Source organism: Neobacillus niacini, from assembly GCF_030817595.1.
GTDB classification, from domain to species: domain Bacteria; phylum Bacillota; class Bacilli; order Bacillales; family Cytobacillaceae; genus Neobacillus; species Neobacillus niacini_G.
The window spans coordinates 1-21,224 of the sequence record NZ_JAUSZN010000002.1 but is presented as its reverse complement, the minus strand read 5'-3'; the positions used below and the strand labels follow the sequence as shown (position 1 = coordinate 21,224).

Sequence of the window (21,224 nt, the reverse complement as noted above, 5' to 3'; positions counted from 1 at the left end):
TAAAAAGGGGTGTAACTCAATGGCAATTAAATTTCAAAATGTAACTTTACCTAGTTATGTAAAAGTAACTGATATTAAATACTCTATATTACCGTCAATAGATCATAAGACAGAAAAGATTTATGGACGTGCTGGTACTTATGACTTTGGTATTGAACTAGGTGAAAGAAAGATAGAAGTCGAGATTATGTTATTAGGTATTGATGAACATGACGTAATCAAAAAGGCTAGGGATTTTGCTACTTACCTTTTCCATAAAGACTTACAACCTTTAATTCTATTAGATGAACCTGACAAGATGTACATGGCAAGGGTATCAGGGGAAACAAACATTCAAGAATTATTTAGTACTGGTACTGCAACTATAGTGTTTATCTGTCCTTCACCTTATGCTGAAAGTTTAACTGAAAAGACTGTTGACTGGTCGCCTGTTGACTATACACCTATCACTATCACTAACAATGGTTCGGCTGAAACTTACCCTGTAGTTGATATGACAATTAAGAGTGACACTACTTCTATTGCCATTCTTAACGCTGAGAAGTTTGTCAAGGTAGGTAGTGAGGACGTGGTTGATAAATCAAAGGTTGCTATTGACCCACTTGTACTAAATGATCTAATGGATACTTATACTGGTTGGTCACTTCATAATGTGGTTGACGGTGGGGTTGTGGCTGGTGCTTTAAGTTCTGACGGTATAGCCATTAAACAAACTAACGGTGATTACGGTACGGGTACTCAATGGCATGGAGGAAGTGGAATTAAAACACTTACAAGTGCCTTAACTGACTTTCAGGTAACTGGACGTGTTCAACTATCGGCTGGTTCTTTAAAACAGGTAGGACGAGTTGAGTTGTACCTTTTAGATACTAATAACGTAGTCATTGGTAAGGTCGCTATGGTGGACAATGCTAGTGACGGTAACTATACAAAGGCTGAGGCTAGGGCTGGTTCTTTAGCAAGTGGACATTATTTTACTAATAGCTATGGTAGCAAGAAAGGTATCTTTGCTGACTTTAACGGTATTATTCAAATGTCTAGGATTGGTCAACAGTGGTTTGCTTACTTTGCTAAGGTTGACGCTTACGGTAAGCACCATACTAAATTATCTTCCTCATGGTTTGATAGTAGGAATGACTTCTCAACTAAGCAATTAGCAAAAGTTCAGATTCATATTGCTGGTTATGGTACGCATGAACCTGTATCTGCTATGAAGTTCTTAGACCTAAAAGTATACAACAAGTCAGACAATGTTAACTATGATACACAAATTCCTATTGTGTTTAAGGCTGGTGACATTGTAACAATCGACAACCAAAAAGCAATCGTCTTAAAGAATGGTCAACCTATCTTTACTGAACTTGACCCTTCAAGTGACTTCTTTGCATTGGAAAGAGGTGCTAACGGTTTACTAGTATCTCCACCTGTGGCTGACGTGAGTATTCGATATAAGGAGAGGTGGCTATAATAGATGTTATTCATTCTTGACAATATGCAAAATACAATTGGGGTTGCTAGTAATAGCAATCCTTATTCTTTGCCTTACTACAATGACATTCACACTGAGAATTTAGAAGGGGTTAATACCTATGAGTTTCAAGTTCCTAGTGATCATGCTGACGCTAAACTTATCCTAGTTGAAGGTCACGTAATTATAAGAAACTTAGACGGTGAACATATCCTATTTACTATAAAAGAAGTGGCTGACGGTAATGATTCAGGTCGTAGAATCAAATCAGTTTTCTGTGAGGAAACAGCTATTTCAGAATTGCTAAGTGATGTACAACGTCCACAAGCATTTGAAAGTGTCACACTGGAAACTGTAGCTAGTTCAGTTATAGCTAATACAGTGGGATGGACTTTCAGTGACATTCCTTTAACTGATTCATATACTGTTGAGTTTCAAGACTACATTACTGTACTAGAGGCTTTACGTCAACTTATGGTAACTTACAGTAAGGAAATGTACTTTACTGTACAGTTAAATGGTACAAAGATCGTAGCAAAACATATCAACATTGTAGACGAACGTGGTACTAAAACTAATGTACGTTTTGACTATTCTTATGATCTAAAAGGTATTAGTCGTACTGAGAATAGTTCAAATATCGTAACAGCCTTAGTAGGTGTTGGTAAAGGTGATAATGACGGTGTTCGTGTAAATCTAGTAACACAACCAGCTTTTGTTGATGGTGATTTATACAAAGAGGCTGGTGCTGACTGGATAGGTTCAACTAGTGCCTTACAGCGTTGGGGCAAAAATGGTCGTCATAGATTCGGTGTTTATATTGATGATGAAGCTGACACACCTGTTGAATTAGAAAGACGTACTAAGAAGGAACTTGAAAAGCGTATCACACCTGATCTACATTATTCTGCTTCGGTAGCAACTTTTGAACGGTTAACAGGATACGAGGCTAAGAAAACTCGTCTAGGTGATACTGTCTTAATTAACGATAAATCCTTTGAACCAGCTATTGTTATCAATGGTCGAGTTATGGAGGTCAAACGTTCTTACACTCGTAACGATATGGACGAACTTGACTTAGGTAAGTATAAGCCTGTCACACTTTCAGCTAATACAACGATTCGTGATTTACAAAATATCGTAAGTCGTAGTCAACAAAAGTGGGGTGTATCAAGTGAGGGTGTATTAAACTACACTTGGATAAGGTACGCTGACGATAGTTCGGGTAACGGTATGAGTGAATCACCTGAGGGTAAGACATATATTGGTATCGCACCTAACAAACTATCACCTACACCTAGTACAAATCAAATTGATTACTCGTGGTCATTGATCAAAGGTATTGATGGTTCTGACGGTCAAACACCAATTAAAGGCGTGGATTACTTTGACGGTGTGGACGGTATTAACGGTACGAATGGTGTTAGTTCTTTCCTATGGGTAAGATACAGTCAAAACGCTGACGGTTCTGCTATGACTACTTCACCTACTAACGCTAAGTATGTGGGTGTCGCTACAACTACAACAGATACAGCACCAACAGCAATCACAGCCTATAAGTGGTCACTCATGAAGGGTACTGATGGTATTGCTGGTGAGGACGGTGTTGACGGTCAGACAAGTTATCTCCACGTTAAATATAGTAATGACGGTGGTACTACATTTACTACTAATAGTGGTGAGGACGTTGGTATCTATATTGGTACTTATGTTGACTTTAATATTACTGATAGTACTAGTGTTAGTGCTTATAAGTGGAATAAAGTACGTGGTGATGATGGGTACACGCCTATCAAGGGTACTGACTACTTTGATGGTGTAGACGGTACTGACGGTACTAATGGTACTTCCAATTACCTTCATGTTCGTTATAGTACGACTTCAACAGGTACTAACATGACTACCTCACCTACTGGTGCTATTTATATCGGTATCGCTACTACTACAAGTGCAACAGCACCTACTACAGCCAGTACTTATAAATGGTCTTTAATCAAAGGTACTGACGGTGTGGCTGGTGAGAATGGTACTAACGGTCAAACGAGTTACCTTCACATAAAGTACTCTAATGACGCTGGTGTTACTTTCACAGCTAACAGTGGTGAGACACTTGGAAAGTATATCGGTATGTACACTGACTTTACACAAGCTGATAGTACCAGTGTTTCAGCCTACACTTGGAATAAGATTCAAGGTGAGGATGGGGTTGACGGTATTGACGGTACTGCTGGTGCTGACGGTATTACCTACTGGACGTGGGTTAAATACGCTGACGATGTTGTAGGAACTGGAATGTCTCAATATCCTGACGGTAAGAGGTATATAGGTCTAGCCATGAATAAACCTACTAATATAGAAAGTAGCGTAGCCACTGACTATAGTTGGTCGCCTTTATATGATAATGTTCGTGTTGGTGGGGTTAACCTTTATAGAGATTCCTATTTAAGAAAGGTTGTCGCTTACAATTCTAACACGTTAATGTCAAGAACTTTAGGAGGCATTAGTTCTGACATTGTAAAGGTTGAACCTGTTGAGGGTGCTACTGGTAGTATCGGTTTCGTTCAAAGTTCAATAGATCGTAGAATAAACTTTGCATTAGATACTGAGTACACATTGTCCTTTGACATAAGAGGTACAGTAACTAACCTTAACTACACTTACATGATGAGAAATTCTGACGAGGGTGCTAACAGTAAGTTTAATAACATGACTGTAGCCTTAAATGATGTTACTTGGACTAGAGTGGTTATGAGAAAAACAGCACCTTGGGTAACTGAGACAGGTTATATACTGATCGGTACTACTGAGAATACTGTTGGTAAGTGGTTTGAAGTTAAGAACGTTATGTTAGAGGCTGGTAATATTGATACGGATTGGTCACCAGCTATTACGGACGTTGACAATAAGATCAATGACATTGATAACCGTACTCAGCCAGCAACTATTATAAGTACAGTTATTTATGATGAAGCGTTCACTTCTATTATGTCAGACAAAGTTGACCAGCTTGACATTTCTGATATGGCTACTGGTGAAATGCTTACCAATAGTGAGGGTAGCACTAAGCTATATATTGATGGACGTTTGGACGGTGAAGGTGGAATTATTGAGGAAATCAATAAGGTATCCTCTGAGTTGACTAAAACCTCAAATGCTATTAACGCTAAGTTTGCGTCAAGTGGTGGGATTAACTTGATTAAAAACTCTATTGGTTTTGCTGATTTTGACCTATGGCTAAAGTTTGGGAATATGAAAACCATTCAGAATCAGGAACTTGAACAGTTAGGGTTTGGTTCAGGGTTCGTATCTGAAAAAGGTCTTTCAGGATATATTGAACAGACAATCCCTATCACACCTAAAAATCCTGACGGTACCCCTAAGAAACATTCCCTTTCATTTTGGTTAAAGAAAACAGTGGACAACGCTACTAATGGTTGGGCTTATGTTGAGATTTACGCTAACGGTGTTAAATTAGCGTCTGTCGGTAAGGCTAGTGGTGCTGGTACGACTAACAACAAATGGGAATTAGGTCTTTACACTTTTGATACGTCTTACAGTGAGATTAAAGTTCGTGTAACTGTTGGTTCTAATGCTGAGGCTTATTTCAGTGGGCTTATGTTGAACGTTGGTGAGGACGCTTTACAATGGCAACATGCTAATGGTGAGATTTATAACACCACTGTTCAAATGAACCTTAACGGACTAAAAGTTATTAACGGTGTGACAAAGAGTTACACCATTATGTCGGACGAGGAATTTAGTGGGTATGCTGAGGTAATTGACGAGGCTACTAACCAGCCTGTTATGAAACGAGTATTTACACTGAATGATGATACAACTGAGGTAACTAAGTTGGACGTTGAGAAGGAAATCAAGATGGATAGTCTGAGGATACTTCAAATTGACGGAAACGGTTCTAAAGGTTGGGCATGGGTAGCAAACGAATAATAACAATATTAAGGTCAGTATCAGTATTATTATTGGTACTGACTTTATTTTTAAGGGGGAAATAAACTTATGGCAAGTGGTAGCTGGAATGTCACAACAGATAACCCACGAGTAGTAGGTACGGTAACATGGTCTAGTACGGAAAACATAACTGGTAACTATTCTGACGTAACTGTCACAATGAGAATGGAAAGAAATAACACTGGTTATACAACATATGGTACTGGTACGTTTTGGATTAAGGTAAACGGTACACTGGTTCAAGCAACAAACAAAGACTACTCATGGACTTATAACTCAAACTCATTAGTTGTTACAGGTACAGTACGAGTTAACCATAATGCTGACGGTACAAAGGCTGTCAAGATCGAATGGGACGGTTCAGGTAACTCACCTATCAACTTGAACTATGGTAGTGGAACAGCAACAATGGATACTATTCCTCGTAAATCAACACTAACAGATACGACACCTAGCTTTACTGCTGGTAGTGACTTTACGATTGCTATTTCTCGTTATAGTTCATCTTTCACACATAGGGCTTATATTGATGTTCTTAATGAGGCTGGAACATGGGTAAATATCAAGTACGTGGATTTTTCAACTTCTCAGACTTCATTAAGTTCTGCTTTTTCTACCACTGATAAAACAGATATTTTTTCATATCTGAATGGACGTTCCTCAATGTCAATGAGGATTAACCTTTATACTTATAGTGGGGCTGTGGGTACAGGTAGCTTAGGTTATAACACTTATTCAGGTACAGCAACAGCACCATTAGCTAGTACTGCTAAAATCTCAAATCCTGCTGGTGTCAGTGATCTTGCTGGTCAGGAAGGTAGTACAGTATGGATTGATCAGGCAACAGTGGGTATTACCATGACAAGGTATGACAGTGAGTTTACCCATACACTTAGATTTAAAGATGGTAATACTGGTGCTATTATTCATGAGGCACTAGGGGTAACTACTGCTTATACGTGGACACTTACTGACACTAACAGGGACGCTTTATATTCTAAGATTCCTGACAGTGTTGAGTTAGATGGACAACTTGATATTCTCACTTTCTATGGTGGTAAACAGGTGAGAACTACAACTAACATTGATATAAACTACAGGGTAAGAAATTCTGCACCCATCTTTGACGGTACTGGTGTTACTTACATTGATACTAACCAAAAGTCAGGTGATGTTACTGGGGATAAAACTAGTATTGTCCAAAACGTTTCAACAGTACGTGTAACAATTCCATTGGCTAATAAAGCAAAAGAAAAAAACAAGGCTTCAATAGTTAACTATATTGCTATTCTTAACGGTGTTCAGAAAACAGCCCCTTATAGTATTACTGCTGACATTATCTTTGACTTTGGTTTTATTAACGCTGGTGTTGATCAGACACTAACGGTTAAGGCTGTGGATAGTCGTGGTTTCGAGACACCTGTTACAAAAACAGTAATTATGATTCCTTACCAGCCACCTACTTTAAGTGGTTCTGCAAAACGTAAGAATGGTTTCGATAACGAGACAACACTATTAGCTAATGGTTCTATCTCACCCGTAACTATTGGTGGGGCACAAAAGAACGCTGTAAGTGATGTTAAGTTCAGGTACAGGAAAACAACTGAGGCTACAACAGTTTCAACGTGGGTTTATACTTCTTTTGCTGAGACTGTTAGTGGTACAACTTACGTTACACCAGCCGTTCCACTTGATCTTGATAACACCTATTCCTATTATGTTGACTTCCTTGTTACTGATCTACTAGGTTCAAGGTTGCTGTCAGTTACGGTAGGTTCAGGTAAACCCATATTCTTTATTGACGCTTTAAAGAAGAATGTAGGTGTCGGTAAGTTTCCTGACAGTGGTGTAGCCTTAGACGTGGACGGTAGCATTAACGCTAAAAGTTTACGTATGACTGATGAAGGTGGAACGTCACGAGAAATCTTAAAGGCATGGGGTACTGACACTACTGGTTATGGTATCGGTGTTGTACTTCAAGGTGGGGGACAAACTGTAATCGGTGGTGGTGAAGGTGGTACAACCTTTAATACTAACTCAGGTGTACAGTCAACTGAAAATGTCATTGTAAGTTCAGACCAAAACGTAAGGCTATTTACAAACGCACAGAATGGTTGGGAAAACAGAAAAGAGTGGAACTTTGCCTCAGATGGGTATTTACACTTTCCTCGTGCTAAGTTTCCTAACGGTTACAATATGCTTTCTGTTCGTGATGGGGGTACAGCACATGATGATTACATGATGATTCAAAATATCGTAGCTACTGTAACTATCAATGCTTCAACTAATGCTTATGAAGATGTTACATTCCCTGTAGCCTTTACCTCAGCACCTATATGGATTCTTGCAACACCTATAAACAGCCAGTCATTCGCTTGGGGTGCTTCTATCTATTCCCCTTCTACTACAGGCTGTAGAGTATACCTGAGACACTTAGACGCTATCAGTTCAACAGTGAACATTGAAGTACAAATTGTAGCATGTGGAAAGAGATACTAGGAGGGGTAATTATGATAATTGAAAATGTAAAAACAACAGATAATTACTGGATTGAGGGGTTAGTTTGTTCTAACCCTTCCCCTATGGAATTGGCATTTACTGAGGGTACGTTTCACATTGAACATGGTGTTTATGACGAGGCAACTGATCAGAATGTAATGCAAGTTGAAACTGACACTTATACTAACTTTAACTTTGACGTTGTTTCTGATACTGAGTTTGACGTTATTTATGACGTTTATCTATTAGACTTACCTTCTATTAGTGGTCAGGCTGTTCATGTTGATAGAACAGAAATAGGTGGTGATCAGTTCGCTTTCTATACTGGTGAGGATAAATTAAGGTTCTTGCTAGTTTCATTCCTTGTACCAGCAAATACTACTGATCTTGCAAACGTAGAAATCAAAGTGAATCGAGTGGTGAAGAATGATGAAACTACAGGTCAATAATAAACCATTAACACCTGAGGCTAGAGGTAAGGCAAGTCAAGCTAAGGCAATGAAAGCTAAGTTCGCTAACCTTGAACAGCTTATGGACTATGTTCTTAAACTGGAAAAAAGAATTGAAGAATTAGAAAACAAAAACCTGTAAAGACAATGAAAGTCACAGCCTTAATAGTAGGTCACTTATGGAGGTGATTTACTATGAAAGCTGGTGACATTATTTTTGTACGAGGTACAGGGATTATTTCAAGACTGGTAAGGTTTTTCGATAAAGGAAAATTCAGTCATGTAGCTATCGCTGTTTCTGATACTCACGTTATTGAGGCTGATTGGTACATGAGGTCTAACATTGTTGAGTTTCATTATGAGGACTATGAAATAGTTTCACTTAACTTAACTGACAATCAAAGACAGCACATACCATTAACAGCTATTAAATATGAAGGCAAAATGTACGACTACATTCAGGTACTAGGTTATATCTTCAAAAGTCGTCTTAACAATCCTCGTCACTTAATCTGTTCTGAACTAGTTTACAACATTCTTAGTGAAGTCGGTTATATCAATGACGCTAGTTTAAGAGATATAACACCTAATGAGTTGTACGAAATTCTGAACAGACAGGGGGTGTAGACGTGCCTGAATTAGAGTTCTTAAACATGTTAGGCAAGGAAAGTATAGTGTTCGTGGCTATCATTATGGTTTGGTATCTATTCGTTAAACCAAAAGACGTACAGATCAGTAAGAAAGATGAACATATCACTGAACTGGTTGAGACTAATAGAACTATCGTTCAAGAGAATAGTAAAGAGTTAAGTAAAATCTCTAACACTATGGATAAAATCTCGACTGAATTAACAGCTTTAAATGCAAATCAGAATGAGTTGAAAGACGGTCAAGATGATTTATGGAAAGAGGTTGTCTTACTAAAAAAGGAGAGATAAATATGACATACAAAATAGCTATCTGTGCTGGTCATGGATATAACACAAGTGGAAAAAGAACACCTGATGATGAACGTGAGTGGGCTTTTAACGATAAAGTGGCTGACGCTTTTATGTCTGAAATGTCTAAGTATGCTGGTGTCGAGGTTAAACGCTTTGATGATGTAACTGGTAAAACTGACGTTTCTCTTTCAGCACGAGTTAAAGGGGCTAAGACTTGGGGTGCTGACGTTTATATCTCGTTCCACCACAACGCTAATACAGGTAAGTGGGGTAACTGGACTGGAACACAAGTACACGTCTATAAGACTAAACCTAGTGGTTCTGACAGGCTTGCTAAATTAGTTAATCCTGAAATCGTGAAGGCTTATGGCTTACGTGATCGTGGGATTATTTACAATGATCTTTATATCACTCGTGAAACTCATTGTGACGCTATTCTTATTGAAGGTGGTTTCATGGATTCCACTATTGATATTAAAAAGTTACGTAACAATACTGTACTAGCTAATGCTGGTAAAGGTGTAGCTAAGGCTGTGGCTAAATTCGGTGGACTTAAATTAAAACCAGTACCAGTACCTAAACCAGTACCTAAACCAGTACCAGTATCAAGTGGTAAAACTCACAAGGTTGTAGCTGGTGACACTCTATATAGTATCTCACGTAAGTACGGTATTTCTGTAGATAAGATTAAAGCCTATAACGGTATGAAAGATACTGTTCTTTCTATTGGTGAGGTTATTAAACTATCGGCTGTTAAAACTCACAAGATCGTTAACGGTGACACCCTTTGGGGCTTGTCTCGTAAGTACAGCTTGTCTGTTGCTGAGATCAAATCTATTAACGGTTTGAAATCTGACGTTCTAACAATTGGTGACGTTCTAACAGTTAGTAAATAGGAGGTGCAATTATGAAAAAGGTTCTTGCTAAATTGAAACAAAAGAAAGTTATCCTTGCTATCGTTTCAGGCTTACTTGTTATCCTCGTTTCTGTAGGTCTTGTTGACGGTGAAATGTCTGCTAAGATCAGTAACGTGGTTGACGTTCTAGTTGGTATGCTAGATATGATGGACGTAATAGAATAATAGTACAAGCCCACTTACTTGATTGTAGGTGGGTTACTTTTTTGTGCCTTATAGTAAGTTACTGTTACTACATATCGTAAAAAATGTGTTGACTTCGCTAGATTCCTAGTTTATATTGGATTCAGGGCAAAGAAAAAAGCACTTCCTTGAACCTAATAGTTGGTAGCTATTAGAGGAAGTACCTTAGGGCAACTCATTACATATAAGATTGTATTTTTATTTTACTATACATATACCTAAAAAACAATCGAAACCTATACTTTTTTCTTTCCTAATACAAACTAGGAGAGATATAGAATGGCACAAGAAGAATACGTAAACGTAAGAAAGAATAAGTTCACTCAGGTAGGTAATAGCTTACTGTGGGACAAGGCTGTAACACTTCAAGCAAAGGGATTACTTACTATATTCCTTTCTAATAGTGGGGATTGGAAGTTAAACATGAGAGAAGTGTTCGGACGTTCTAAGAATGGACGAGACGCACAATACAAGATCGTTGACGAACTAATTAAACATGGCTACTTCGCAAGGGTTGAATTACGTGAGGGTGGTAAGTTCGTGAAAATGGTTTACTTATTTTCAGATGATAAGGCTGACGTTACTGAGTACCTAAAACAGTTCGCTGGTAACCCTAATGCAATTATTAACCCTGATAAAAAGAAAAAGAAATCTGTGGATACTGTGGATAACTCACCACTTCCTGAAAATCAGGATACGGTGAATAATAGTCAAAAACCGTTTCCTGAAAATCAGGATACGGACATTCAGGATACGGATTCTTCGGATACGGTAAATCAGGACAATAATAATACTAACTTGAACTATACTAAAGAAAATAATACTAAAGTTAATAATATCAATCAGTCTATAGATAGTGAGTTAAATGATATTAGTAATAATGAAATGCCTATGTTAGTTAAGAAACAAATATCAGTAAATCAAAAGAGACTGATAGATGATAACATTTCAGTTATTGAAATTCTTTCTTTCTATAGTTCAACAGAAAATACGGTTATAGAGAGTGACTTCGCTGTGATCTTAGGTAATGTACTAAAGAAAACAAAGGGTAAGATCAATAACTTTCATGCTGTAATGAAGAAAGCTATAACTAACTGGTCAGACGAATATCAATATGCTAATGATGAAACAGCACCTACTATAGAAGAAACTTCATATGAACGTAAAGTACCATTCTATAACTGGTTAGAAAACTAAGGGGGCTACTATAATGTACGAACACCAATTTATGAATAAGGCATATTCCACTGGTAGAGTTGAAATAACTGTAAACGGTGAGAAAAGAGACGAACACTGTTTTTATGATAACTATGGTAAGATTCTGACAAAAGAACAAATAAAAGAACTAATGGATAAGATCAGTGGTTTCTATGAACTCTACCCTATTGAATGGATTACGGAACATAACAAGAAAATTGATAAACAAATGGATAATGAAATGAGAGGGACATATGAATTTTAAGGACTAGCCTAAGGGCTGGTTCTTTTTTTATGTTCTTTTTTAATAATCCCAATTTGAATGTCCCAATATGGTGTGATTCGGTTAGTACATAAGTGTAGGACAAACAGAAAGGAATTGATTACATTGGAAAACATATTTTCAGTATCGCATAACAAAGAAATAGATTTAGGTTCAGGTGAAACTATCAGTAACGTTTACGTTCGTGTTTATACGTCTATGTTCACGTCAGGGCTGGTCGCTAAGATGGGTGCTAATAGGTTTACTACCCTAATGGCTTTAGCGTCTTATATGGACGAGAAAGGGGAATGTTACCCTACTCAGATTCAACTTGCTGAGGCTATAGGTGTTCACAAGAATACTATCAATAAATACATTAACGAATTGATAGAGTTTGAAATTGACGGTAAGCCACTTGTCACTAGAACAAAAGTTAATCGTGGACAAGGTAACATTTCATCTTTCTATAAGATACACCCCCTGTCACAGCTTGCTAAGTTTAACGGTACTATTGAACCTGTTAATCACAAAAATGAGGAATCGTTAATCACAAGTAAAGGCACAACCACTAGTGACGTAATAAGAACTAATAATAATCAATCTAATAATATAAATAATAGTGAGGGCTTAATCACAAATTCCAATCAAGCTATTAAATACTTTCAGGAAGTATATAGAGAAGTTTATAACGTTAACTACACTGTTGGTAATTATGGTAGAGAAGGAAAGCTAATGAAAGATAAGGTTATTGTTCCTTACCCTGAAATAGCTAAAGAGATTATAGAACTAGCTGTTAAGAAATATGACGATATGTTTAAGAACCCACGTTACCCACGTCCTTCAATAGCAATGTTCTCATGGGCTGTTAATCAGATCATACCTTTAATAGAGGAAGAACGTAACTTAACTGAGGTTGCTGAACAGTCAGGCAACTTAGAGGACGAGGCTGAAAAGCGTATGTTAGAAAAGTTAGCTAAGTTAAAGTAAACAAAACTGTAAACATGTAAACAAGTATACATTAACGTACACAAAGGAGAGTTAACATGATAAACCCTAAAGTAAAAGAACAGGCATTAGAGTTAGTTGAGTTAGATAAGATTGCCTTACAGTTAATCAAAGGTGAGTTAAAAATATATGAGGTAACACATTCTTGTGAACCTGTCGAGTATTACCCTATGGACGGTTGGAAAGCATTTTCACTCGGTAGTAAGAAAATAGAAATCGAAATGTTCTTAAAGGACGGTACGAGAATCACAATCGAAAGAGAGGTTAGAAGGTAATGGAGAAAATGAACCATATATGTCAATTAGCACCCTATTGTAAAGTCGCTGGAAAAGACGGTTTCTGTAATGCCTTATGTAACCCATTCATTCTATTACATGGTGAAGGTACTAACGGACTATGGAAAGCTACTAATGTACCACGTAAGTACACTAATAGTTTCTTTCATAACCTTCCTATCAAAGAGGATAACCCTGTAGCTTACACATTCACTAAGGCTTATACAGCTAACATATTAGAGAACGTGGAAAACGGTGTTGGACTTTTCTTCTATAGTATTCCAAACGGTGATAACAGGTTAGGTACTGGTACTGGTAAGACAACTACTGCTGTGGCTATTCTTCACGAGTACTTACTTGAAAGAGTTAAGCAACAGTCAAAGGGTGGACGAGTGATCGAAACCAATCCAGCACTATTCTATAAAGCTAGTGAATTACAGACACTTTACAATTCACAGTTTCGAGGAACGTTTGATATGCAAGAAAAAGCAAGTCTCAGATATTACAAGGTTAAGAACCTGTTAATGAACGCTGAAATGTTGGTACTAGACGATATTGGTATTCGACAAAAGATAACGGACGCTTTTGAAAATGAACTAACTGAGGTTATTGATAGTCGTGATAGTAAGGTGTTAATGACAATTTACACGAGTAATCTTCCTATTGAAAAACTTGCTGATACTGTTGGTGATCGGATTGCCTCACGTATTGAAGGTATGACAGAACAAGTTTCATTCAAAGGTAAAGATCATAGAAAAGGTGGTATCCTGTAATGATAGAAAGTCAACTACTAAGTAAGGTACTGGACGAGAATAGTTTCCATTCCTTGAATAAATACAATATAGCTGAGACTGATTTTGAGGCATACTCACACGTTTATAGTTACATTAAGGGCTATGTAAGGGAATACCAACAAACGCCTGACTACAGGACTGTGGTGGCTAAATACGAGGACTTTGATTACACAGCGTCAGTAAGTGATAGTTTCGCTTACCTTGCTAAAACTCTTAAAGGTCAATCGGCTAAACGTAAGGCTGTTCTAAGACTAGCAAAGGTAAATGAAAACTTTAAGAATATGAATGGTACGGACTTTGCTAAATGGTTAAAGGACGAGGCTACAGCATTAGAGGCTATGGCTAATTCAAGTTCTAGTACAATGACAAACTATGCTACTAATGGTCAGGAACGTAAAGAATGGTATAACGAGAATAAAGAGAATCGTTCATACACTTACATTCCTACACCTTACGCTACCTTAACTGAATGGTTAGGGGGTGGCTTTGAGTTAGGTGACTACATTCTACTAATGGCTTACACAAACAAAGGTAAGAGTTGGGTAGGTTCGGACATTGGAAATACAGCACACAAGAATAACTTTGGTGTACTTCACTATTCACCTGAGTTAAGTAAAAAGCAACAGGTTTACCGTAATGATACTTTACGTGGACACTTCAATAACGTGGACATTAGACGAGGGCAATTAGAAAATGAGACGGACTATTTAGAGTACCTTAACGGATTCAATGAGGAAAACGAATGTCCTTATTACATTAAGACTATGGAGGACTTACCTAATGGTCTTAGTGCTGACGTAATCGAGGCTGACTTACAACAATTAAATGCTGACGGTAAGATCGGTTTAGTTATCATTGACGGTTTCAATCTTATGAAACACCCTAAAATTGGTCGTGACGGTATGAGTGCCACTTCAAGACAACTAAGACAAATATGGGGTAGACATAAGGTTGCTGGTCTTGTTATTCACCAAACGCCTACTAGTTCTGAAAAGGAAATGAAAACTGACGAGGACGAATTAGAGGTTGAAATTCCTTGTCCACAAGTCACTGACTACTCAGAAACGATTGCTGTTGTACAGGATAGTGCTACTGTTCTTACATTCAATCAGGTTCAAGGTCGAGGACGACTTTTATTAGCTAAGTGTCGTGAACCACACGTAGGAAAATCAATAGACTTACGTTGTAACTTCAACTTAGGGTATATCACTGAGGCTACACCAGTGGATTATTTTTAGGATAGGGCTTAATGCCTTGTCCTTTTTTTGTCTCTTTTAGTTAGTACCTAAGTGTAACTAAACTTTAGGAGGAATTTATTATGGGTTGGTTTGACAGGTATAAAGACATTAGCGTATTAGAAGGACAGGTAATTAAGGAAATCAAACAAGTGGACACTGAGGAATTGTATTTCTATATGGAGGACGGACGAGTATTTAAAATGTACCATGATCAAGATTGCTGTGAATCAGTTTACATTGAGGACATTATAGGTGATCTTGATGATCTTATCGGTACTCATATTGGACTTGCTGAGGAAGTAACTGAGGAAGGTACTGACAGTGAGTGGGGTGACAGCTTTACATGGACGTTCTATAAGATCGTATCTATTAAAGGTGCTGTTACTATTCGCTGGTATGGTTCATCTAACGGTTACTATTCTGAATCAGTGTCATTTGTAGAGATTGACGAAAATGATAACTATTAAAAGAAACGATATGGAACACGAATTACCAGTGGACGTATTAGAAGAATTAAACTTCTATGACTGGAATCGTGCCAAATTAAAGACAGATGAAATGGTGTGCTGTTCCCCTTTTAGGACGGACGGTTCACCATCTTTTTCTATTAACCTCACTACTGGACTATGGATTGACTTCGGTTCGGCTGACTTCTATAGCAAGGGAAATCTAGTAACCTTATTGTCATTCCTAAGAAACGAAACGCCTATTGAAGTTGAAAATTATTTATTAGAAAAGTACGGTATTGATCTTAGTGACGTTACCAAACTTAGTCTTAACATTGACTTTAACTTTGAAACTAAAGTTGACACTATTATTAGTATTGACGAGTATAAACAGTATGCTTATCGTTCCCCTTACCTTGCTGGACGTGGTATTAGTGAGAAGGTTCAAAGGGCTTTTAAAATAGGGTTCGATAAAAAGGCTAAGGCTGTGGCGTTCGCATGGCATGATTATAAAGGGAACATTATTAACGTAAAGTTTCGGTCAACTAAGACAAAACAATTCTTCTACTATCCTGAGGGACAAGCAATAGCAAATCATTTCTATGGTATGCACTTCATTTACAAGTTAGGAATAGAGAAGGCTTTTATTGTGGAATCGGAAATTGACGCTTTATATTTATGGTCGCATGGCTTTCCAGCAATAGCCTTAGGAAATAGTAAATTCAATGACGCTAGAAAACAATTACTCTTACGTTCCCCTATTAAAACGCTGGTTATCGCTAGTGACAATGATCAAGTAGGACGAGAAGTAAGGGACAAGATTGTTAAGGCTGTCGTGGGTTACAAGGACTTACACGAGATTGTTTTTCCTGACTATGCTAAGGACGTGAATGATCTTAAACCTGAACAGCTAAAAGAAGTATGTACGAATACAGCACAAGTACCCCTTACCTTATGGTAGGGGTTTTTTTATTTATGTGGCGTGGTGGTGTCCATATTGAATAGTAGCTATACAGTACAAAGCCCAAATGACAATTACTGCTGAAACAGCTAGAAAAGTAACAAAGATAGTAAAAGCCTTAGTTCCTGAATGTATCGAGTAGCATTGTGACTTACCCTTTTTACTGTATTTCCACCACAAATACGTAGATAACAATTCTGCTGTCTGTAAGAATGTTCGTGGATTAAAGTATGTGAAGGTTTTACCTGAATGAGTGTTTGTTACCTTCACGTAGTTTAAGTCTTTATTTCCTGACTTAGAAACAGGTGTGATGTAAATATCTGAAAACATTTTAACATTATAAAAAAATAAAAGAATTGACCCTACCAGTATCCCACCTATGAATATTAAAATGTCCCCCCCTACTATCTCATAATTGTTCAGCTTATAAATGTCGGGTGTAACAGGGTTCTTCATTAAGCCACCTCACTGATTGTCGAGAATTTCCCTATATAGCCTTTGAATATCAAGGTACAACTTGTCTTTTTGATCGTCAGATAACTTCTTATTAGTACTTATATCATACAACGTGTCGTGTAAAGTTCGGTTCTCCTTTATTTCCTCAGCAACCACTAATGGTATTCTTCCAAAACGTTCAAATAAATATGCCTCGTCCATCTTGTAAAAATTAGCAATTCTCGTAACTACTGAATCGCTAGGTTGTTTCTTATCACGTTCAACCTGAGACAAAAAGTTCTCACTTATCCCTATAGCGTCAGCTACTTCCTTCATAGATAACTGCTTTTCGGTTCTCTTTAGTCTTAGTTCTAGTCCAATGGAAATTGTTTCCCTTGTTTCCTTCATTACGGTAAAACCCCCCTTATTCTCCTAACAACTTCCAACGTAGGAAAAAACAAGTTCTAACCCAGTGGTTTAGAAAATGATATTCTTAGTTCAGGAAATAACCCACTGGTTTAGAAATTACATAGGAGTTCAGTTTCTAAATAGATGGTTTAGTTTCTGTTAGTTTAACACTTTTTAATACTTTTGTTTATTTAAAAAATATGTCATTTCTATGTCCCAAAATGTCTCTGTTTCGTTAGTACCTAATTATAAGAACAAAATAAAAAACTTAAAGGTGGAAACCAAACCATGAAAACTTACTTTGAAATTATCGAAACTAAATCTTATCGTCAACTTACTACTATTGAGAAGGAGGCAATTCAAGATCGTCAAACTCAATTAGTAACTGACTGGCAAGATGAAACTGACGTAATAACAAAGGAAGAAATCTTTGACGAATTGTACGCTTCATTCAAAGGACTAATTAAAGGAATGGCTTACAAAAAAGCTGAACGTTCTTTCTCAGTCGAAAAAGAGGACTTTGAAGGAATTATGAATCTAGTATTAGTAGAACAGCTTATCCAGTTTGATAGAAACGTAGGTGTTCCATTCCAGCCATTATTCATTAAGCATGTTGGATTCGTTTTAGGTAATATGTATCGTTCAAAAGAACAAGATATGCACGAAACTACTTATGATGAAACAAAACGTTTGGACAATCCTTCACCTGAGGACAGCACAGTAACAATGTTAGACGGATTGAATCTAACTGAGGACACTGACTTTACTGGTGACATTGCAACAAACATGATTACTGAGGAAGTATTAGATGATCTTTTCGGTCAAGATGACAAAAAGAAAACAATCATTCATATGTTCCTACAGGACTTTAAACGTAATGAAATTGTTTCGGCTGTTCAAGAATCAGGTAAGTCAACTGACAGCGTGGCGAAACAAGTTAATCGTACAGTAAAGCAATTTAGAGTACATTGCCTTAACTTACTTCAAACTAATGTGATGTAACCTAACACTATATACAATAGTATACCTTAACGAATAAAGGACACAAGAGAACCTGTGTTCTTTTTTCCATATATTTTACCAAAAAAGAATACTTGACCAATGGGATTATGTCATAAAACTATCGCCTCAATACAACAGCTTTTAATAGCTAATAGGAGGAAAACAAATGTCATTATTTACAGCAACAGGTGAACAGGCTAAGAAGTCAGCAACAACTAAGAACGTGGATTTAAAGGTGGCTTACATTCGTTTAAAAGAAAACGAGGCTGTAAGAGTACGTGTTCTAGGTGTAACTGATTATGTAGAGTACAAGGCACAAGGCGACTTTAACTTAGGTATCTACACACAGCCACAAATTGATAATGTTATTGGACAAGCAAGCCCACTAACTGTAGCAAGCAAATCAGGTATTGAAGGCTTTGAAAAGCTAGTAGCTAAGAAACGTTATATCTTCGCACTTTATGACATTGATATGAAAATGGTACGCTTTTGGGATTGTTCAAAAACTCAGGCTACTAAAATGATCGGTGACATTGAGGAATACGCTGAGAACATTGCTGAGATCGGCTTTAACTTTAAACGACAAGGACAAAAGACAGAAACGGTTTACTCATTAAACCCTATCTTGAAACTTGACGCTAAAGGCAAGGAAGGCTTTGAGGCTGGTGAAGAAGTACAAGTTACAATGAAAGACTTTGAAAGTGTACTAATTCCTCGTACTGTTGAACAGCAAATCGAGGCACTTAAACAGGCTGGTTTCCCTGTTGAAGAATACTTCACAGCACAAGAAGAAGGCGACAAAGAACCTATCGACTTTGAAGGTGAAGAAAATCCTACTGACGAATTTTAATTAAATATCTCATTCAGCTTTGGGCATACCTGAAAATGGTATGTCCTTTTTTTATGCCTTTTCGTTAGTACCTAAGTAAGAGGTGATTACATTGGAATTAAATCTAAATCTTACACTAGATGAAAACGGTGAGGAAGTTAAAAAGAAACAGGCACGAGTTAAAGAGGCTGAACGAAAAAAGGCACTAAAAGAATACCAGCCTACAATGAAAGAAATATGGTTCACTGGTTACGATACTCACACTGGTAAACGTAAAGTCGGTATCTTTCAAGCTAAGAATAGTGACGCTGACAAACAGAAACTTAAAGATGTTTACGAGGCAATAGAACAAGGTGAATTAACTAACGGTGTGGACGACTTAAAGAAGTTCTCTAAGGCACACGCTTTAAGACTGTACCAGCTATTAGTACAGAAAAGACGTACCTTCATATTAGAGAACATGGTTAAGAATACACCTGATAATTATATCCTTGCTATGGACGTAATGACTATTGGTAACATGTTAGAAGTACTGGAAAAAGAACCTATTATAGCTGTCGATACTGAGACAACAGGGCTTAACAGATATGGTCGTGACAAGATCGTAGGTGTGAGTTTCACAGCACCACAAGCTGATAAACATTGGTACATTCCTTTAAGGCATGACGAGGCAAACGCACCTTTGGAAAAAGCTAAGTATTACATTCAAAGGGTTCTTAAACTTGCTAACGATAAGATTTTTCATAACGCTACCTTTGATTTACACCAATTCATGACTGAGGGTATGAAGGTAAAAGGAAAAATACACGACACTCAGGTAATGATGGCTGTATTAAATGAAAATGAATTAAGTTATCGTTTGAAGGAATTAGTACCTAAGTACTTAAAAATAGCGTCAGATACTTTTGACAGCCTTTTCGGTAAGACACCTTTCAATGAGGTTGAACTAAAGTACGCTAGATACTATGCCTGTAAAGATACTCACGTAACATGGTTATTATATGACTTCTTAATAACTCACCTGAAAAAGCAACAGGGCTTATACAACTATTATATGCAAGTTGAACAACCACTAATCAAAGTTGTCTTTGAAATGGAACGTGAAGGATTCTATATAGATAAGGACGAGGTTGAACGTCAAAAGGTTCTACTAAGACCACAACTTGAACAGACAAAGAAAGACTTGATTGACGTGTTAGGTGACATTAACTTCAATTCACCAGCACAACTATTACCAGCCTTACAAAGAACTGTTTCCACTAAGTTACAAGGTACTGGTAAGAATGATCTTAAACCTCATAAACTGCACCCTGTCATTCAGTTACTTCAAAAGTACAAAGATGATTACAAGCAATTAACAGGGTTCGTTGAGACTATAGATAACTTCATTCAGCCTGACGGTAAGTTACATGGTTCTTTCAAACAGAACGGTGCTAGAACTGGTCGCTTTAGTTCAAGTGAACCTAACTTACAGCAACAGCCATACGAGGCACGTAAGATGTTTAGAGTTCATGAGGATTCACTTATATTAGGACTTGACTTCTCAGCACAAGAACCACGTATGTTAGCACATTACACACAAGAACCTATCTTGATTGAAAACTATAAGGCTGGTCGTGATCTTTACGCTACATTAGCTAGTGAGTTCTATGGTAAGCCATATGAAGAATGTTATAAAACGCCTGACGGTGCTGACACAAAAGAACGTAAGACTTTTAAAGTTGTCGTTTTAGCTATCATGTATGGAATGGGTGGGGGTTCATTAGGTGCTTCACTTGGAATCACTAAAAAGAAAGCTGACGAAATGATTGATACCTTCTATGAGAAGTTTCCTAAGGTAGCACTTTTTATTACAGCTAATACCATTGAAGCATGTTCTAAGGGATTCGTGGAAATGAAGTTAGGCGACTTTTCAAGAAAGAGACGCTTACCATTCCTTAGAGGTAA

22 protein-coding genes are annotated in these 21,224 nt (G+C 37.4%); 20 read left to right on the top strand and 2 right to left on the bottom strand.

Going from position 1 to position 21,224, the window contains the following annotated elements:
• Positions 1-19 precede the first annotated feature (19 nt).
• From QFZ31_RS32525 to QFZ31_RS32445, 17 genes are all read left to right on the top strand, one after another.
• On the top strand, positions 20-1,468 hold the full coding sequence (locus QFZ31_RS32525) for a distal tail protein Dit (RefSeq protein WP_307312113.1): 1,449 nt from the start codon (positions 20-22) through the stop codon (positions 1,466-1,468).
• Positions 1,469-1,471: 3 nt separating this feature from the next.
• Positions 1,472-5,416: a phage tail spike protein gene (locus QFZ31_RS32520; protein WP_307312110.1), complete on the top strand. Its 3,945-nt coding sequence runs from the start codon at positions 1,472-1,474 to the stop codon at positions 5,414-5,416.
• Between the two features lie 69 nt (positions 5,417-5,485).
• Complete coding sequence (locus QFZ31_RS32515) at positions 5,486-7,936, top strand: DUF859 family phage minor structural protein (protein ID WP_307312109.1); 2,451 nt, start codon at positions 5,486-5,488, stop codon at positions 7,934-7,936.
• Between the two features lie 11 nt (positions 7,937-7,947).
• Positions 7,948-8,385 carry a hypothetical protein gene (locus QFZ31_RS32510; protein WP_307312106.1) on the top strand — a complete coding sequence of 146 codons (438 nt, stop codon included), beginning with the start codon at positions 7,948-7,950 and terminating at the stop codon, positions 8,383-8,385.
• Positions 8,363-8,527, top strand: coding sequence for a hypothetical protein (locus tag QFZ31_RS32505; RefSeq protein ID WP_307312104.1), 165 nt, complete (start codon positions 8,363-8,365; stop codon positions 8,525-8,527). Before QFZ31_RS32510 ends, QFZ31_RS32505 begins: the two co-directional genes overlap by 23 nt.
• 53 nt (positions 8,528-8,580) lie before the next feature.
• Positions 8,581-9,012, top strand: a complete 432-nt coding sequence (locus QFZ31_RS32500) for a hypothetical protein (RefSeq protein WP_307312102.1) — start codon at positions 8,581-8,583, stop codon at positions 9,010-9,012.
• 2 nt (positions 9,013-9,014) lie between these two features.
• Complete coding sequence (locus QFZ31_RS32495; RefSeq protein WP_307312100.1) at positions 9,015-9,323, top strand: hypothetical protein; 309 nt, start codon at positions 9,015-9,017, stop codon at positions 9,321-9,323.
• A gap of 2 nt (positions 9,324-9,325) precedes the next feature.
• Positions 9,326-10,222, top strand: a complete 897-nt coding sequence (locus tag QFZ31_RS32490) for an N-acetylmuramoyl-L-alanine amidase (RefSeq protein WP_307312097.1) — start codon at positions 9,326-9,328, stop codon at positions 10,220-10,222.
• An 11-nt stretch (positions 10,223-10,233) separates the two neighbouring features.
• Entirely contained in the window at positions 10,234-10,407 is a 174-nt protein-coding gene (locus tag QFZ31_RS32485; RefSeq protein WP_307312093.1) for a hypothetical protein, read from the top strand.
• 297 nt (positions 10,408-10,704) lie between these two features.
• Positions 10,705-11,622: a hypothetical protein gene (locus QFZ31_RS32480; protein ID WP_307312090.1), complete on the top strand. Its 918-nt coding sequence runs from the start codon at positions 10,705-10,707 to the stop codon at positions 11,620-11,622.
• A 13-nt stretch (positions 11,623-11,635) separates the two neighbouring features.
• On the top strand, positions 11,636-11,887 hold the full coding sequence (locus QFZ31_RS32475) for a hypothetical protein (RefSeq protein WP_307312087.1): 252 nt from the start codon (positions 11,636-11,638) through the stop codon (positions 11,885-11,887).
• Positions 11,888-12,010: 123 nt separating this feature from the next.
• Positions 12,011-12,871: a helix-turn-helix domain-containing protein gene (locus QFZ31_RS32470; protein ID WP_307312084.1), complete on the top strand. Its 861-nt coding sequence runs from the start codon at positions 12,011-12,013 to the stop codon at positions 12,869-12,871.
• Between the two features lie 56 nt (positions 12,872-12,927).
• Positions 12,928-13,164: a hypothetical protein gene (locus QFZ31_RS32465; protein WP_307312081.1), complete on the top strand. Its 237-nt coding sequence runs from the start codon at positions 12,928-12,930 to the stop codon at positions 13,162-13,164.
• Complete coding sequence (locus tag QFZ31_RS32460) at positions 13,164-13,937, top strand: DNA replication protein (protein ID WP_307312078.1); 774 nt, start codon at positions 13,164-13,166, stop codon at positions 13,935-13,937. Before QFZ31_RS32465 ends, QFZ31_RS32460 begins: the two co-directional genes overlap by 1 nt.
• Positions 13,937-15,196, top strand: a complete 1,260-nt coding sequence (locus tag QFZ31_RS32455) for a DnaB-like helicase C-terminal domain-containing protein (protein WP_307312076.1) — start codon at positions 13,937-13,939, stop codon at positions 15,194-15,196. The genes QFZ31_RS32460 and QFZ31_RS32455 overlap by 1 nt, the downstream gene beginning before the upstream one ends.
• An 80-nt stretch (positions 15,197-15,276) precedes the next feature.
• On the top strand, positions 15,277-15,663 hold the full coding sequence (locus tag QFZ31_RS32450; protein ID WP_307312073.1) for a hypothetical protein: 387 nt from the start codon (positions 15,277-15,279) through the stop codon (positions 15,661-15,663).
• Positions 15,650-16,603 carry a toprim domain-containing protein gene (locus QFZ31_RS32445; protein WP_307312072.1) on the top strand — a complete coding sequence of 318 codons (954 nt, stop codon included), beginning with the start codon at positions 15,650-15,652 and terminating at the stop codon, positions 16,601-16,603. Before QFZ31_RS32450 ends, QFZ31_RS32445 begins: the two co-directional genes overlap by 14 nt.
• Before the next feature lie 12 nt (positions 16,604-16,615).
• Here QFZ31_RS32445 and QFZ31_RS32440 read toward each other — a convergent pair whose 3' ends face one another.
• Both QFZ31_RS32440 and QFZ31_RS32435 read right to left on the bottom strand, forming a co-directional pair.
• A complete protein-coding gene (locus tag QFZ31_RS32440; protein ID WP_307312069.1) occupies positions 16,616-17,059 on the bottom strand; it encodes a hypothetical protein in 444 nt (147 codons plus the stop codon).
• 9 nt (positions 17,060-17,068) lie between these two features.
• Entirely contained in the window at positions 17,069-17,446 is a 378-nt protein-coding gene (locus QFZ31_RS32435; RefSeq protein WP_307312067.1) for a helix-turn-helix domain-containing protein, read from the bottom strand.
• A 288-nt stretch (positions 17,447-17,734) separates the two neighbouring features.
• Between QFZ31_RS32435 and QFZ31_RS32430 the strand changes: the two genes are divergently transcribed.
• The 3 genes from QFZ31_RS32430 to QFZ31_RS32420 all read left to right on the top strand — a co-directional run.
• The gene (locus QFZ31_RS32430; protein WP_307312064.1) at positions 17,735-18,448 is read left to right on the top strand and encodes a hypothetical protein; all 714 of its coding nucleotides are present in this window, start codon (positions 17,735-17,737) and stop codon (positions 18,446-18,448) included.
• A gap of 166 nt (positions 18,449-18,614) precedes the next feature.
• Entirely contained in the window at positions 18,615-19,298 is a 684-nt protein-coding gene (locus QFZ31_RS32425) for a hypothetical protein (RefSeq protein ID WP_307312061.1), read from the top strand.
• Positions 19,299-19,389: 91 nt separating this feature from the next.
• Positions 19,390-21,224: DNA polymerase (locus QFZ31_RS32420; RefSeq protein ID WP_307312058.1), on the top strand; the 1,835-nt coding region annotated here is incomplete at its 3' end.